The sequence below is a fragment of the Streptomyces sp. NPDC001406 genome (assembly GCF_042895285.1).
Lineage (GTDB): Bacteria > Actinomycetota > Actinomycetes > Streptomycetales > Streptomycetaceae > Streptomyces.
In genome coordinates, this window is record NZ_JBIAWG010000003.1 from 417,590 (window position 1) to 434,183 (window position 16,594).

A 16,594-nucleotide genomic window follows, 5' to 3' on the forward strand; every position below is an offset into this window, starting at 1 on the left:
TCGGCGCCGGGGCGTCAGCACATCCGTACGCCGCATCCGGACGCCGTCGTTCACGGCCCCGAGTTCCCCCGCATTGAAGCGTGTTGACCAAGCCCCGACAACACCTCCTGTCCAACCGCGACGCCCACCTGGCCGAGCCGCGACCCCGCCGTGCGTGGGACTTGCCCGCGGGGCGGGCACCGACGACGTCCTCACGCTCGGTGAGCGGCACCCCGGCCGCGTCGTCCACGACCCCGTCGCTGTCCACAACCTCGCCGTTGTCCACAGCCCCGCCGGAGTGTCACCCCACGCCAGTAGGGTGTGAGACATGGCCGACCCCTCCAGCTACCGCCCCAAGCCGGGAGAGATCCCGGACTCTCCCGGGGTGTACAAATTCCGCGACGAGCACCGCCGGGTGATCTACGTCGGAAAGGCGAAGAGCCTGCGCCAGCGCCTGGCGAACTACTTCCAGGACCTGGCCGGCCTGCACCCGCGCACCCGGACGATGGTCACTACGGCCGCGTCCGTGGAGTGGACCGTCGTGTCCACGGAGGTCGAGGCGCTGCAGCTGGAGTACTCCTGGATCAAGGAGTTCGACCCCCGGTTCAACGTCAAGTACCGCGACGACAAGAGCTACCCGTACCTCGCGGTGACGATGAACGAGGAGTTCCCGCGGGTGCAGGTGATGCGCGGTCACAAGAAGAAGGGCGTGAGGTACTTCGGGCCGTACGGGCACGCCTGGGCCATTCGTGACACGGTGGACCTGCTGCTGCGGGTGTTCCCCGTGCGCACCTGCTCGACCGGCGTCTTCAAGAACGCCGCCCGCACCGGACGCCCCTGCCTGCTCGGCTACATCGGCAAGTGCTCGGCGCCCTGTGTGGACCGGATCCCCGCCGAGGAACACCGTGAACTGGCGGAGGAGTTCTGCGACTTCATGGCCGGACGGACGGGCACGTACCTCCGCCGCCTGGAGAAGCAGATGACGGAGGCGGCCGAGGAGATGGAGTACGAGCGGGCCGCCCGCCTGCGCGACGACATCGGGGCCCTGAAGAAGGCCATGGAGAAGAACGCGGTCGTGCTCGCCGACGCGACCGACGCCGACCTGATCGCCGTCGCCGAGGACGAGCTGGAGGCGGCCGTCCAGATCTTCCATGTGCGCGGCGGGCGCGTGCGCGGTCAGCGCGGCTGGGTGACCGACAAGGTCGAGGAGGTCACCACCGCCGCCCTGGTGGAGCACGCCCTCCAGCAGCTCTACGGCGAGGAGACCGGGGACGCCGTCCCCAAGGAGGTCCTCGTCCCGGCCCTGCCCGACCCGGTCGAGCCCGTCCAGGAGTGGCTGACCGGACGCCGCGGCTCCCATGTCTCGCTCCGCATCCCGCAGCGCGGCGACAAGCGGGCCCTGATGGAGACGGTCGAGCGCAACGCCCAGCAGGCGCTCGCCCTGCACAAGACCAAGCGCGCCTCCGACCTCACCACGCGCTCGCGGGCGCTGGAGGAGATCGCGGACGCGCTCGACCTGGACAGCGCCCCCCTCAGGGTCGAGTGCTACGACATCTCGCACCTCCAGGGCGACGACGTCGTGGCCTCCATGGTCGTCTTCGAGGACGGCCTGCAGCGCAAGAGCGAGTACCGCCGCTTCCAGATCAAAGGCTTCGCGGGCCAGGACGACGTCCGCTCCATGCACGAGGTGATCACCCGCCGCTTCCGGCGCTACCTCGCCGAGAAGGAGCGGACCGGCGAGTGGGTGGAGGACGACGCCGGGACCGACGGTCTGCCGGACACCGGCCTCAAGGACGACGACGGCCGTCCCAAGAAGTTCGCCTACCCGCCCCAGCTCGTCGTCGTGGACGGCGGGCAGCCGCAGGTCGCGGCCGCCAAGCGGGCGCTGGACGAGCTGGGCATCGACGACATCGCCGTCTGCGGCCTCGCCAAGCGCCTGGAGGAGGTCTGGCTGCCGGACGACGACGACCCGGTCGTCCTGCCCCGCAGCAGCGAGGGCCTCTATCTGCTCCAGCGTGTCCGCGACGAGGCGCACCGCTTCGCGATCACCTATCAGCGGACCAAGCGCGCCAAGCGCTTCCGCGCGGGTCCCCTGGACGAGGTGCCGGGCCTCGGCGAGACCCGCAAACACGCGCTGATCAAGCACTTCGGTTCGGTGAAGAAGCTGCGGTCGGCCACAATCGAGCAGATCCAGGAGGTGCCCGGCATAGGCCGGAAGACGGCCGAGACCATTGCCGCGGCCCTGGCCGGAGCGGCTCCGGCCGCGCCCGCCGTGAACACGGCGACCGGAGAGATCATTGATGACGAGGAACCCGAAACGACGGTGGGTGCCTCGGGGGATCCCGTGACCGCGGGAGCCCCGGACGAACGACGGGGGCAGGAGAGATGACCGAGCACGAAGCACAGCCCACAGCGGAGCGAGATCGGGCGCACACGGAAACGGGCGAGGAACAGCCGCAGCAGGCGGCTCAGGACGTCGCCGGGGAAAGCGGAGCACAGGTGAGTACGGACATCACGGCGGCCGGGGTCCCCGAGGCGGCGATCCCCGAGCTGGTGATCATCTCCGGCATGTCCGGAGCGGGCCGGTCGACGGCCGCCAAGTGTCTGGAGGACCTCGGCTGGTTCGTCGTCGACAACCTTCCGCCCGCGCTCATCCCCACCATGGTGGAGCTCGGCGCGCGCTCCCAGGGCAATGTGGCGCGGATCGCGGTCGTCGTCGACGTGCGCGGCCGGCGCTTCTTCGACAACCTGCGCCAGTCCCTCGCCGACCTCGACACCAAGGGTGTCACCCGGCGCATCGTCTTCCTGGAGTCCTCCGACGAGGCCCTGGTGCGCCGCTTCGAGTCCGTCCGCCGTCCGCACCCGCTGCAGGGCGACGGCCGTATCGTCGACGGCATCGCCGCCGAGCGCGAGCTGCTGCGCGAGCTGCGCGGTGACGCCGATCTGGTGATCGACACCTCCAGCCTTAATGTGCACGAGCTGCGCGCCAAGATGGACGCTCAGTTCGCCGGCGACGAGGAGCCCGAGCTGCGGGCCACCGTGATGTCGTTCGGCTTCAAGTACGGCCTACCGGTCGACGCCGACCTGGTCGCGGACATGCGGTTCCTGCCCAACCCGCACTGGGTCCCGGAGCTGCGCCCGTACACCGGCCTCAACGAGGAGGTCGCGGCGTACGTCTTCAACCAGCCCGGCGCCAAGGAGTTCCTGGACCGGTACGCCGAGCTGCTGCGGCTCATCGCCGCCGGCTACCGCCGTGAGGGCAAGCGCTATGTGACCATCGCCATCGGCTGCACCGGCGGCAAGCACCGCTCGGTCGCCATGTCCGAGAAGCTCGCCGCGCGCCTCGCGGCCGAGGGCGTGGAGACGGTGGTCGTGCACCGGGACATGGGACGGGAATGACGGCACGTACTCCGCGGCTGAGCAGGCTGCGCCGGATGGTCCCCGAGGCACGCGCGGGCCGCCCGGCCGAGGCCCGCGGCGGCCGGCCCCGCCGGCGCGGCGCCCAGCCCAAGGTGGTCGCCCTCGGCGGCGGCATGGGCCTGTCCGCCTCGCTCGCCGCACTGCGCCGGATCACCGGCGATCTCACCGCTGTCGTCACCGTGGCCGACGACGGCGGCTCCAGCGGGCGTCTGCGCGACGAGCTGGGCGTGCTTCCCCCGGGTGATCTGCGCAAGGCCCTGGCCGCGCTGTGCGGCGACGACGACTGGGGCCAGACCTGGGCGCGGGTCATCCAGCACCGCTTCACCTCCCAGGGCGACCTGCACGACCACGCGGTCGGCAACCTGCTGATCGTGGCGCTCTGGGAGCAGCTCGGCGATCATGTCCAGGCCCTCGACCTGGTCGGGAAGCTGCTCGGCGCGCATGGGCGTGTGCTGCCCATGTCCGCCGTGCCGCTGGAGCTCCAGGCCCTGGTCAAGGGGCATGATCCGGACAGGCCGGAGGACGTGGACACCGTGCGCGGCCAGGCGACCGTGGCCCTCACGCCCGGCGAGGTGCAGTCCGTGCACCTGGTGCCGCACGACCCGCCCGCCGTGCCCGAGGCCGTCGAGGCGGTCCTGGACGCGGACTGGGTGGTGCTCGGTCCCGGCTCCTGGTTTTCCTCGGTCATCCCGCATCTGCTGGTGCCCGAGCTGCTGGACGCCCTCACGGAGACCAAGGCACGCCGGGTGCTCTCGCTGAACCTCGCCCCGCAGCCCGGAGAAACCGATGGTTTCTCCCCGCAGCGTCATTTGGAGGTTTTGGGGCGACACGCCCCTAAACTCGCCCTGGACGTGGTGCTGGCAGACGAGGCCGCCGTGCCCGACCGCGACTCGCTCATCGAGGCCGCCGAGCGGCTCGGAGCCGCGGTCGAGCTGGCGCCGGTGGCCCGGACCGACGGTTCTCCGCGGCACGACCCGGAGCTGTTGGCCGCCGCGTACGACCGTATTTTTCGGATGCATGGAAGGATCGGCCCATGGCGATGACGGCAGCGGTGAAGGACGAGATCTCCCGGCTTCCCGTCACCCGGACCTGCTGCAGAAAGGCGGAGGTCTCCGCCATCCTGCGGTTCGCCGGCGGCCTCCACCTGGTGAGCGGGCGCATCGTGATCGAGGCGGAGCTGGACACCGCGATGGCGGCCCGACGCCTCAAGCGGGACATCCTGGAGATCTTCGGCCACAGCTCCGAGCTGATCGTGATGGCGCCCGGCGGACTGCGCCGCGGCTCGCGGTACGTCGTGCGCGTCGTCGCGGGCGGCGACCAGCTGGCCCGGCAGACGGGGCTGGTCGACGGCCGGGGGCGCCCGATCCGTGGCCTGCCCCCGCAGGTGGTCTCCGGGGCCACCTGTGACGCGGAGGCCGCCTGGCGCGGCGCCTTCCTGGCACACGGCTCGCTGACCGAGCCCGGCCGCTCCTCCTCCCTGGAGGTGACCTGCCCGGGCCCGGAGGCCGCGCTCGCCCTGGTCGGCGCCGCACGCCGGCTGTCGATCGCCGCGAAGGCGCGCGAGGTCCGGGGCGTGGACCGGGTCGTCGTCCGCGACGGTGACGCGATCGGCGCGCTGCTGACCCGCCTCGGCGCGCACGAGTCCGTGCTCGCCTGGGAGGAGCGCCGGATGCGCCGCGAGGTCCGGGCCACGGCCAACCGGCTCGCCAACTTCGACGACGCCAACCTGCGCCGTTCCGCGCGTGCGGCCGTCGCCGCCGGGGCCCGCGTCCAGCGTGCCCTGGAGATCCTCGGCGACGAGGTCCCCGAGCACCTCGCGGCCGCCGGCCGGCTGCGCATGGAGCACAAGCAGGCCTCCCTGGAGGAGCTGGGCGCGCTCGCCGACCCGCCGCTCACCAAGGACGCCGTCGCGGGCCGTATCCGCCGGCTGCTGGCGATGGCCGACAAGCGCGCCTCCGACCTGGGCATCCCGGGGACCGAGGCCAACCTCTCCGAGGAACTGGCCGACAACCTGGCCGGGTGACTGAAGGGCCGTCAACTTGCCGGTGCCGACGCCCGTTCGGGTGTCGGCACCGGCGTTTCGGGTGGCCATGAGGCGCCCTTGACTCGATCATGGACTGTCATGAGCCTGGCATGAGTTCGCTGCTGTGGCGGACCAGGCTAGGGGGGTTCATGAGACGTAGAGCGAGATCGATCCTCGCTGTCGGCGCGCTCCTGTTCGGCGTAGCAGGCCTCGCACCCATCGCCCAGGCACAGAGCGGAAGTACCGGAAAGGCCGCCGCGGACGACGGCGCCGAGATCAAGGTCTTCCGCGCCGAAATCACCCAGCAGCAGTTACCTCTGCTGCTCCAGGCCGGCCAGGACGGTCATGAACTGGGCGAGCAGGTGACCGCAAGCGGCCGGACCGCCGTGGAGGTCTACCTCACCGACCAGCAGGCCGAGAAGCTGGAGAAGCAGGGCGTCGCCCTCACCGAGCACACACTGTCGGCCAGGGCCGAGGCGCGTGTCGAGGGCGTGTCCCAAGGCGTGTTCCGCCCCTACAGCGGCAGCGGCGGACTCAAGGAAGAGATCGTCAGGACTGCCCGGGCCAACGCCGGTCTCACCAAGGTCGAGTCCATCGGCAGGACCGTCGACGGCCAGGACATCCTCGCGCTCAAGCTGACCAGGAACGCGAAGAAGTCGAAGGACGGATCGAAGCCCTCCGTGCTGTATGTGTCCAACCAGCATGCGCGCGAGTGGATCACGCCGGAGATGACCCGGCGTCTGATGCACTACTACCTGGACCACTACAAGACGGACAAGCGGATCAAGAAGATCGTCGACTCGACCGAGCTGTGGTTCGTCCTCTCGGCCAACCCCGACGGCTACGACTACACCTTCCGGAACGCCGGCACCCGCCTGTGGCGCAAGAACCTGCGGGACGTCAACGGCGACGGCGTCATCTCCACCGGCGACGGCGTCGACCTCAACCGCAACTTCGCCTACAAGTGGGGCTACGACGACGAGGGTTCGTCCCCCAACCCGACCAGCGAGACCTACCGCGGCGCGAGCCCCGCCTCCGAGCCCGAGACGCGGGCGCTGGACCGCTTCGAGAAGCGCGTCGGCTTCACCTACGGCATCAACTACCACTCGGCCGCCGAGCTCCTCCTCTACGGCGTCGGCTGGCAGGTGGCCACCCCCACCCCGGACGACGTCCTCTACAAGGCGCTCGCCGGCACCCCCGACCACTCCGCGGTCCCGGGCTACCACCCACAGGTCTCCTCGGAGCTGTACACCACCAACGGCGAGGCGGACGGCCACGCGTCCAACGTCAACGGCATGGCGATGTTCACCCCCGAGATGTCGACCTGCCAGACCGCGTCGAACCTCGACCCCGACGACGCCTGGAAGGCCTCCGACTGCCGGTCGGTCTTCAACTTCCCCGACGACGAGAAGCTGATCCAGCAGGAGTTCCAGAAGAACATCCCGTTCGCGCTCTCCGTCGCCGAGTCCGCCGACCACCCCGACCAGCCGGCCTCCTCGGTCGGCATGAGCGCCGCCGACTTCACTCCGGCGACGTTCTCCACGTCGTACTCGCGCGGCGCCGACCAGCAGGTCTCGGTCGTCGTACGGAAGTCCGTGCGCGACAAGGAGCTCAAGTACCGCGTCAACGGCGGCCGTACGCACGACCGGGCACTCAGGCCCTGGAAGGGCGGCGAGACCTACGGCGGCGAGGACAACCTCTACTTCGACGAGTACCGGGCCGAGGTCGAGGACGGCAGGCCGGGCGACAAGGTCGAGGTGTGGTTCACCGGCAGGGCCAGGAGCGGCAAGAAGGTCTCCGGCTCGCACTTCACCTACACCGTCGCCGAGCGGCCCCGGGCCGACACCCTCGTGGTCGCCGAGGAGGGCGCGGCCGCCACACAGGCCCAGAAGTACGTGGACGCGCTGAAGGCGAACGGCCGCAAGGCCATCGTCTGGGACGTCGCCACACAGGGCGCGCCCGACGCACTCGGCGTACTGAGGCACTTCAGGACCGTCGTCCACTACTCCGGCGCGAGCGGTCCCGGCACCGCCACCCAACTCCAGCTGCGCGCCTACCTCAACGAGGGCGGCAGGCTGATCGAGGCCGGCGAACTGGCCGGCGGCAGCGTGAAACTCGCCGACGGCACCCCGTCGAACGACTTCAGCCAGTACTACCTGGGCGCCTACTCGCGCACATCCATCCCCGGAGCCACCGGCTTCACCGGCGCCGGCAACCTCGACGGCTACACCGGCGCCCTCGGCGACGCGCCCGGCAATCCGCTCGACAAGGCAGGCACCTACGGCGTCACCTCCGACGAGCTGTCCGCGGACAGCTACCCCCAGTTCGCGAGCGCGGGGGCGGGCCAGTTCGCCGGGACCGTCAACCCGTACGGACCGTACGCGGGCTCCTCCATGGCCGCCGCGGTCCACACCGACGACGCCTACAAGCGGCTCACCCGCACCATCGACCTCACCGGCGTGAGCGCTGCCGACAAGCCGACCCTGACCACCCGGCTGCTGTGGGACACCGAGCCCGGCTACGACCACGCCGTGGTCGAGGCGCACACCGTCGGCGCGGACGACTGGACGACCCTGCCGGAGACGGGCGGCGCCACCAGCACCGCCGTCCCGGCGGAGTGCGGTGCCGGATTCCTGATCGGCGAGCACCCGTGGCTCAAGCACTATCTGACGCTCGCGGACAACGCCTGCACGGCGACCGGCGCCACCGGCTCCTGGAACAGCCTCACCGGCAGCTCCAGCGGCTGGCAGCAGGTCGGCTTCGACCTGAGCGCCTACGCGGGCAGGTCCGTCCAGGTCTCCATCAGCTACATCACCGACCCCGGCAGCGGCGGCCACGGCGTCCTCGCCGACGAGGCCTCGCTGGTGGTCGGCGGCACGGCGAAGGAGACCGAGGGCTTCGAGTCGTCGCTGGGTCCCTGGAGCGTGGCCGGACCGCCCGCGGGCAGTCCGGCGGTCCTGAAGGACTGGACGCGCACCGGAGCCCTGTTCAAGACGTACGGAGCGGTCACCACGAAGGACACCGTGCTGCTGGGCTTCGGTCTGGAGCAGGTCCCCGCGGCGGCCGACCGGACGGCACTGGTCAAGAAGGCGCTGGCGTCACTCGACAAGTGAGCCGACCCGCTCACGAACGAGTGACAACGCCGCCGAGAGGCACCGTCATTTCCTGACATGGCGGGGCGATCAACCCCCCGAAGAATGGCGGTCCGTACCCCTACTGACGGGTACGGACCGCCCTGCCGTCTATGAGGCATCTGGATGTCACCTCGGGAGCCTCAGGGAGGTAGGGTCGGGGGTGGTCGGGGACATCCCAAATACAGCTCGCCGGCACCGCATGGCCGGCGTACCAACGAGGAGATCGGTTCGTGACGATCCGCGTAGGCATCAACGGCTTCGGTCGTATCGGTCGCAACTACTTCCGCGCGCTGCTCGAGCAGGGCGCAGACATCGAGATCGTGGCTGTCAACGACCTGGGTGACACCGCGACCACCGCCCACCTGCTGAAGTACGACACCATCCTGGGCCGTCTGAAGCAGGAGGTGTCCCACACCGCCGACACCATCACCGTCGACGGCCACACCATCAAGGTGCTGTCCGAGCGCAACCCCGCCGACATCCCGTGGGGCGAGCTCGGCGTCGACATCGTCATCGAGTCCACCGGCATCTTCACCAAGAAGGAAGACGCCGCGAAGCACATCGCCGGCGGCGCCAAGAAGGTCCTCATCTCGGCTCCGGCCAAGGACGAGGACATCACCATCGTGATGGGCGTCAACCAGGACAAGTACGACCCGGCGAACCACCACGTCATCTCCAACGCCTCCTGCACCACCAACTGTGTGGCGCCGATGGCGAAGGTCCTCGACGAGAACTTCGGCATCGTCAAGGGTCTGATGACCACGGTGCACGCGTACACGAACGACCAGCGCATCCTTGACTTCCCGCACAAGGACCTGCGCCGCGCCCGTGCCGCCGCCGAGAACATCATCCCGACCACGACGGGCGCCGCCAAGGCCACCGCCCTGGTGCTCCCGCAGCTCAAGGGCAAGCTGGACGGCATCGCCATGCGCGTCCCGGTCCCGACCGGCTCGGTCACCGACCTCGTCGTCGAGCTCGGCCGTGAGGTCACCAAGGAAGAGGTCAACGCCGCCTTCCAGAAGGCCGCCGAGGGCGAGCTCAAGGGTCTCCTCGACTACACCGAGGACCCGATCGTCTCCTCCGACATCGTCAACGCCCCGGCGTCCTGCACCTTCGACTCGTCCCTGACCATGGTCCAGGACGGCAAGAACGTGAAGATCATCGGCTGGTACGACAACGAGTGGGGCTACTCCAACCGCCTCGTCGACCTCACGGTCTTCGTCGGCAACCAGCTCTGATCGGCAGAGCAGGCACCTGATGTGACAGCAGGGCTCGGGCAGCGCAACGTCGCGCTGCCCGAGCCCTGACGCACGTGCGGATCGACCCTCTATGTACGGTCGATCAGCCCTCGTACGATCAAGAGCCCTCCTCAGGAGTCCCCTCATGAAGACCATCGACGAACTTCTCGCGGAAGGCGTGGCCGGCAAGCGGGTCTTCGTCCGCGCCGACCTCAATGTGCCGCTCGCCGACGGCGTGATCACCGACGACGGCCGTATCCGCGCCGTCCTGCCCACCGTGAAGGCCCTCGCCGACGCGGACGCCAAGGTGGTCGTCGCCTCGCACCTGGGCCGTCCCAAGGGCGGCCCGGACCCGGCCTTCTCGCTGCTGCCCGCCGCCGAGCGGCTCGGTGAACTCCTCGGCGCCCCGGTCGCGTTCGCCCAGGACACCGTCGGCCCCGCCGCCCACGACGCGGTGAACGGCCTGCAGCCCGGCCAGGTCGCGGTCATCGAGAACCTGCGCTTCAACGCCGGCGAGACGTCCAAGGACGACGCCGAGCGCGGCGCCTTCGCCGACCAGCTGGCCGCCCTCGCGGACATCTACGTCGGCGACGGCTTCGGTGCCGTGCACCGGGGGCACGCCTCCGTGTTCGACCTCCCGGCCCGGCTGCCGCACTACGCCGGCTACCTCATCGCCACCGAGGTCGGCGTCCTCAAGAAGCTCACTGAGGACGTCAAGCGCCCCTATGTCGTCGCGCTCGGCGGCGCCAAGGTCTCCGACAAGCTCGCCGTCATCGACGAGCTGCTCGCCAAGGCCGACCGCCTCCTCATCGGCGGCGGCATGGCCTACACCTTCCTCAAGGCCAAGGGCTACGAGGTCGGCATCTCCCTCCTTCAGGAGGACCAGGTCCCGGCCGTCACCGAGTACATGGAGCGCGCTCAGAAGCAGGGCGTCGAGCTGCTGCTCCCCGTGGACGTCGTGGTCGCCCGGGAGTTCCCGGACCTGAAGGCCAAGGCTCCGACCGAGAACACCGTGGTCGACGCGGACAAGATCCCCGCCGACCAGGAGGGCCTGGACATCGGCCCGAAGACCCGCGAGCTGTACGCCGCGAAGCTCGCTGACGCCGAGACCGTCTTCTGGAACGGTCCCATGGGCGTCTTCGAGCACCCCGACTACGCCGAGGGCACCAAGGCGGTCGCCCAGGCCCTCGTGGGATCGACGGGCTTCAGCGTCGTCGGCGGCGGCGACTCCGCCGCGGCCGTGCGTACGCTCGGCTTCGACGAGAAGGCATTCGGCCACATCTCGACCGGTGGCGGCGCCTCCCTCGAATACCTCGAGGGCAAGACGCTCCCCGGCCTCGCCGCACTGGAGGACTGACCTACATGAGCACGCGCACGCCGCTGATGGCGGGCAACTGGAAGATGAACCTCAACCACCTCGAGGCCATCGCGCACGTCCAGAAGCTCGCCTTCGCCCTGGCCGACAAGGACTACGAGGCCGTCGAGGTCGCCGTCCTGCCGCCCTTCACCGACCTGCGCTCCGTGCAGACCCTGGTCGACGGCGACAAGCTCAAGATCAAGTACGGCGCCCAGGACATCTCGGCGCACGACTCCGGCGCCTACACGGGCGAGATCTCGGGCCCGATGCTGGCCAAGCTGAAGTGCTCCTTCGTGGCCATCGGGCACTCCGAGCGCCGCCAGTACCACAACGAGACCGACGAACTGGTGAACGCCAAGGTCAAGGCCGCTTTCCGGCACGGCCTGACCCCGATCCTGTGCGTCGGCGAGGAACTGGAGATCCGCGAGGCCGGCAACCATGTCGGTCATACGCTTGCGCAGGTCGAGGGCGGTCTGAAGGACCTCCCGGCCGAGCAGGCCGAGACCATTGTGATCGCCTACGAGCCCGTCTGGGCCATCGGCACCGGCAAGGTCTGCGGCGCCGAGGACGCCCAGGAGGTCTGCGCCGCCATCCGCGGCAAGATCGCCGAGCTGTACACGCAGGACGTGGCCGACAAGGTCCGCATCCAGTACGGCGGCTCCGTCAAGGCCGGAAACGTGGCCGAGATCATGGCGCAGGCCGACATCGACGGCGCCCTGGTCGGCGGGGCCTCGCTGGACGCGGACGAGTTCGTCAAGATCGTGCGGTTCCGCGACCAGTGACGCGACCTGTGAGTATGCGGTAACGACGATTCGTCGTACCCTTGCGGGGGCTGGTGGATGTCTGCCGGCCCCCGTCGTCCATCCGAATCCGAGGAAGTTGGTCCAGCCGTGGTTTTGGGGTTCTCGATCGCCCTGATCGTCTTCAGCCTGCTGCTGATGCTGCTGGTGCTGATGCACAAGGGGAAGGGCGGCGGCCTCTCCGACATGTTCGGTGGCGGCATGCAGTCGTCCGTCGGCGGCTCCTCGGTCGCCGAGCGCAACCTCGACCGCATCACGCTGGTGGTCGGTCTGCTGTGGTTCGCGTGCATCGTCGTGCTCGGCCTGCTCATGAAGACGAGCAGCTGACCGCCGACGAGCAGCTGATCAGCTTCTCACAAGCACGCACATTCCGTACGTAAGGCCCCATGTTCGGTACGCGCCCCTGAGCGCGGCCTATCATGGGGCTTGCGTCTAGATATGGGGCCTGTAACTCCAATCACTGGACGCGCGTTGGGCCTTACGTAGACTGAGGCGCTCGCAACGAAGCGAAACGCCGACTCGCTTCGCGGCACCATCACGCAGGGAGTTACACCGTGGCAAGTGGCAACGCGATCCGAGGAAGCCGGGTCGGGGCGGGGCCGATGGGCGAGGCCGAGCGCGGCGAGTCCGCGCCGCGTCTGCGCATCTCCTTCTGGTGCTCCAACGGGCACGAGACGCAGCCCAGCTTCGCCAGCGACGCGCAGGTTCCCGAGACCTGGGACTGCCCGCGCTGTGGCTTCCCGGCCGGTCAGGACCGGGACAACCCGCCGGACCCGCCGCGCACCGAGCCGTACAAGACGCACCTCGCGTATGTACGGGAGCGGCGCAGCGACGCGGACGGCGAAGCGATCCTCGCCGAGGCGCTCGCCAAATTGCGCGGAGAGATCTAGAAGTTGTGACCGGCCGGGTGTCCATGGGTGCCTGGCCGGAGCCGCTTCGGCAGCACCGGCCGCCGACCGATTGTCAGTGGCGCCTCTTACGGTTGTGCATGGGTGAACCGTGAGGGGGAGAAATGACGACGGTCGAGGCGGCGGGCAGGACCGTACCCGCGTGGCGCGGGGGATTCGGGCGGCTGTGGACGGCCGCCGTGGTCTCCCGCTTCGGGGACGCCTTACGGACGTCCGCGCTGCCCCTGCTCGCCCTGCGGATCACCGACGCGCCCCTGGTCGTCGCCTCGGTCACCGCCTGCGGCTATGTGCCCTGGCTGCTGTTCGGACTGCTCGGCGGGGCCGTGGCGGACCAGGTCGACCAGCGGCGGGCGATGTGGACCGTGGACACGGTGCGGGGCGTGCTCGTCGGCGGCTTCGCCCTCGCCGTGGGCCTGGGACAGGCCTCGGTTCCCCTGCTGATCGCCCTCGCCTTCACCCTGACCACACTCCAGACACTCTTCGACAACGCGTCCACGGCCCTGCTGCCGTCCCTGGTCGACCGCGAGGCCCTGGGCGGGGCCAACGCCCGTCTGATGACCGGTCAGCAGCTCGCCGGCGGCCTGCTGGCGGGCCCGTTCGTGCCGCTGCTGCTGACGGCCGGGGCGTGCATGCCGTTCGCGGCCGACGCGGGTACCTATCTGGTGGCCGCGGCCCTGGTGGCCTCCCTGCGGATACGGCCGCAGGAGCGGGAGCCGCGCCCGGCGGGCAGCACCCTGCGCGCGGAGATCGCCGCGGGCCTGCGCGAACTGTGGCGCGACCGGGTGCTGCGGGCCATCTGCCTGGCCACGCTGCTGTGCAACATCGGCATGGGCGCCCTGATCGCCACCCTGGTGCTGCACGTGACGCGCTGGCTGCACGGGGGCGACGGCGCCTATGCCGCCGCCATGACGGCGTACGCCGCCGGGAGCCTCGTCGGCGGTCTCGTCGCCCAGCGCGTCGCGCGCCGCACCGGGCGTGCCCGGGCCCTGCTGGTGGCCGGCGCCGTCCAGACGGCGTCCCTGCTCCTCATCGGCTCGGTACGGCACTTGGCCGCCCTGCTCGCCGGCATGCTGCTGCTCGGCTCGATGAGCATGGTCTGGAACGTCAACCAGGTCACGCTGATGCAGCAACGCAGCCCGGCGTCCATGGTGGGCCGCGTCTCCTCGGCCTTCCGCACCGCGTCCACCTCCGGAGCCCCCGTCGGCGCGCTTCTCGGCGGAGCCGTGGCCGGCGCGTACGGACTGAACGCACCGGCCCTGCTGGCCGCGGTTCTCTTCGCCCTGGCGGTCACCTCGTTGATACCGGCACGCAAGCCGGACGTACCTGTTGTTGCCCCGGAGGACGGCGCCACAACAGCTCGCGTGACCCGCTGATCAACTAGGTTGGGACCGGCAGCGGGGCAGGTACGCACCAGGACAGGTTGCAGGAAAGAAGGCTGAAGTCCGAAATGAACGCAGACGGCCGTACCAGGCTCAACCAGACGCCCGAGTGGACCGCTCTGGCCAAGCACCGGGAACAGTTCGGCGACACCCATCTGCGGGACCTGTTCGCCGCCGATCCGGGACGCGGCGCCGGGTACACGCTCCAGGTCGGTGACCTGTACATCGACTATTCGAAGCACCTGGTCAACGACGAGACGCTGCGGCTGCTGCGGGAGCTGGCCGCCGCGACCGACGTCTTCGGTCTGCGGGACGCGATGTTCCGCGGGGAGAAGATCAACGTCACCGAGAACCGCGCGGTGCTGCACACCGCGCTGCGCGCCCCGCGTGACGCGGTGATCGAGGTCGACGGGGAGAACGTGGTCCCGGCGGTGCACGCCGTGCTCGACAAGATGGGCGACTTCGCCGGCCGCGTCCGCTCCGGCGCCTGGACCGGACACACCGGCAAGCGCATCAAGAACGTGATCAACATCGGTATCGGCGGCTCCGACCTGGGCCCGGCGATGGCCTACGAGGTGCTGCGCAGCTTCACCGACCGCGGCCTCACGGTGCGCTTCGTGTCGAACGTGGACGGCGCCGACCTGCACGAGGCCACCCGCGACCTGGACGCGGCGGAGACGCTGTTCATCATCGCCTCCAAGACCTTCACCACGATCGAGACGATCACCAACGCGACCTCCGCCCGCAACTGGCTGCTCACCGAGCTGAAGGCCGGTCAGGAGGCCGTCGCCAAGCACTTCGTGGCGCTGTCGACGAACTCCGAGAAGGTCGCGGACTTCGGCATCGACACGGCCAACATGTTCGAGTTCTGGGACTGGGTAGGCGGCCGCTACTCCTACGACTCGGCGATCGGCCTGTCCCTGATGATCGCCATCGGCCCGGACCGGTTCCGCGAGATGCTCGACGGCTTCCACTTGGTCGACGAGCACTTCCGCACCGCGCCCGCCGAGTCCAACGTGCCGCTGCTTCTGGGGCTGTTGGGCATCTGGTACGACAACTTCCACGACGCCCAGTCGCACGCCGTCCTGCCCTACAGCCACTATCTGTCCCGGTTCACCGCCTACTTGCAGCAGCTGGACATGGAGTCCAACGGCAAGTACGTGGCGCGGGACGGGCAGGAGGTCGACTGGCAGACCGGTCCGGTCGTCTGGGGCACGCCCGGCACCAACGGGCAGCACGCCTACTACCAGCTCATCCACCAGGGCACGAAGCTGATCCCGGCGGACTTCATCGGCTTCGCCGAGCCGGTCGCCGAGCTGAACGGTGAACTCAAGGCCCAGCACGACCTGCTCATGGCCAACTTCTTCGCCCAGACCCAGGCCCTGGCCTTCGGCAAGACCGCCGACGAGGTCCGGGCGGAGGGCGTGCCCGAGGAGCTGGTGCCGCACAAGACGTTCAAGGGCAACCGGCCGACCACCACGGTCCTCGCCCGCGAGCTGACCCCGTCGGTCCTCGGCCAGTTGGTCGCCCTCTACGAGCACAAGGTGTTCGTCCAGGGCGCGGTGTGGAACATCGACTCCTTCGACCAGTGGGGCGTGGAACTCGGCAAGGTCCTCGCCAAGCGCGTCGAGCCCGCCCTCACCGAGGGCGCCGAGGTACCGGGCCTGGACGAATCCACCAAGGCCCTGGTCACCAAGTACCGGCAACTGCGAGGCCGTGCCTGACCCAAGCCCTCGATGCCGCCCCGGGCGCCACTGCGCCGACGCGCCTGGGGAGCACGGTTGGCCCTGATTGCAGGGAGGGCGGAGAGAGCGCCGGTTCCACTGCGGGACACGGGTGTCGGTGCGCTGCGGCCGGGCATGGGGCGGTCAGCAGGCCGGAGGTGGGACTGGCGTTCCCGGCGCCCGCGCAGCTGGTGCCGCCCTGGGCGTCGATGAGTCGGGGCGCCCCGGGCGGCCCTGGGGCGGTGCGTGGGGCGGAGATCGCGGCGGCTCCTGCTGCTGGGCAGGCGCGTCGGCGCACCGGTGCTGATGCTGGTGGCGCTGCCGGTGCTTCGGTCAGTCGGGGTGTCCCGGGTGGTCCCGTGGCCGTGGGCCGTGTGTCCGGTCAGGCTGCCGCGCTCAGTGTGTCTGCCAGTCGGTGGTGGGCTGCTCGGGCTGCGGGTAGGGCCGAGAGGGTTGCGGCTTCCAGGAGTGCTGCCGTGTCGAGTCGGTGAGGAGGCCGGGGGTGGGGGACCGGCGATCCCGGTGCTGATGCTGGCGGCGCTGCCGGTGCTTCGGTCAGTCGGGGTGTCCCGGGTGGTCCCGTGGCCGTGGGCCGTGTGTCCGGTCAGGCTGCCGCGCTCAGTGTGTCTGCC

General features: G+C 69.9%; 12 protein-coding genes. All 12 read left to right on the top strand.

The window, feature by feature from the left end; genetic code table 11:
• Positions 1 to 307: 307 nt before the first annotated feature.
• The 12 genes from uvrC (at position 308) to pgi (ending at position 15,962) form a co-directional block, all read left to right on the top strand.
• Positions 308 to 2,368, top strand: a complete 2,061-nt coding sequence (uvrC, locus tag ACFY1J_RS09285; protein WP_390730966.1) for an excinuclease ABC subunit UvrC — start codon at positions 308 to 310, stop codon at positions 2,366 to 2,368.
• Positions 2,365 to 3,378 carry an RNase adapter RapZ gene (gene rapZ, locus ACFY1J_RS09290; protein WP_390709003.1) on the top strand — a complete coding sequence of 338 codons (1,014 nt, stop codon included), beginning with the start codon at positions 2,365 to 2,367 and terminating at the stop codon, positions 3,376 to 3,378. Before uvrC ends, rapZ begins: the two co-directional genes overlap by 4 nt.
• Positions 3,375 to 4,442, top strand: coding sequence for a uridine diphosphate-N-acetylglucosamine-binding protein YvcK (gene yvcK, locus ACFY1J_RS09295; RefSeq protein ID WP_390730967.1), 1,068 nt, complete (start codon positions 3,375 to 3,377; stop codon positions 4,440 to 4,442). The genes rapZ and yvcK overlap by 4 nt, the downstream gene beginning before the upstream one ends.
• Positions 4,433 to 5,422 carry a DNA-binding protein WhiA gene (whiA, locus tag ACFY1J_RS09300; RefSeq protein WP_030642347.1) on the top strand — a complete coding sequence of 330 codons (990 nt, stop codon included), beginning with the start codon at positions 4,433 to 4,435 and terminating at the stop codon, positions 5,420 to 5,422. Before yvcK ends, whiA begins: the two co-directional genes overlap by 10 nt.
• A 149-nt stretch (positions 5,423 to 5,571) precedes the next feature.
• Positions 5,572 to 8,535, top strand: coding sequence for a M14 family zinc carboxypeptidase (locus ACFY1J_RS09305; RefSeq protein ID WP_390730968.1), 2,964 nt, complete (start codon positions 5,572 to 5,574; stop codon positions 8,533 to 8,535).
• 251 nt (positions 8,536 to 8,786) lie between these two features.
• On the top strand, positions 8,787 to 9,794 hold the full coding sequence (gene gap, locus ACFY1J_RS09310) for a type I glyceraldehyde-3-phosphate dehydrogenase (protein ID WP_263207468.1): 1,008 nt from the start codon (positions 8,787 to 8,789) through the stop codon (positions 9,792 to 9,794).
• Between the two features lie 145 nt (positions 9,795 to 9,939).
• Entirely contained in the window at positions 9,940 to 11,151 is a 1,212-nt protein-coding gene (locus ACFY1J_RS09315) for a phosphoglycerate kinase (RefSeq protein WP_390709000.1), read from the top strand.
• Positions 11,152 to 11,156: 5 nt separating this feature from the next.
• A complete protein-coding gene (gene tpiA / locus ACFY1J_RS09320; protein WP_390708999.1) occupies positions 11,157 to 11,933 on the top strand; it encodes a triose-phosphate isomerase in 777 nt (258 codons plus the stop codon).
• Between the two features lie 108 nt (positions 11,934 to 12,041).
• Entirely contained in the window at positions 12,042 to 12,278 is a 237-nt protein-coding gene (secG, locus tag ACFY1J_RS09325) for a preprotein translocase subunit SecG (protein WP_235456625.1), read from the top strand.
• 275 nt (positions 12,279 to 12,553) lie between these two features.
• Complete coding sequence (locus tag ACFY1J_RS09330) at positions 12,554 to 12,841, top strand: RNA polymerase-binding protein RbpA (RefSeq protein ID WP_007448238.1); 288 nt, start codon at positions 12,554 to 12,556, stop codon at positions 12,839 to 12,841.
• Between the two features lie 122 nt (positions 12,842 to 12,963).
• Positions 12,964 to 14,232, top strand: a complete 1,269-nt coding sequence (locus tag ACFY1J_RS09335; protein WP_390708998.1) for an MFS transporter — start codon at positions 12,964 to 12,966, stop codon at positions 14,230 to 14,232.
• 74 nt (positions 14,233 to 14,306) lie between these two features.
• A complete protein-coding gene (gene pgi / locus ACFY1J_RS09340) occupies positions 14,307 to 15,962 on the top strand; it encodes a glucose-6-phosphate isomerase (RefSeq protein WP_390708997.1) in 1,656 nt (551 codons plus the stop codon).
• The last annotated feature ends 632 nt before the right edge of the window (positions 15,963 to 16,594 follow it).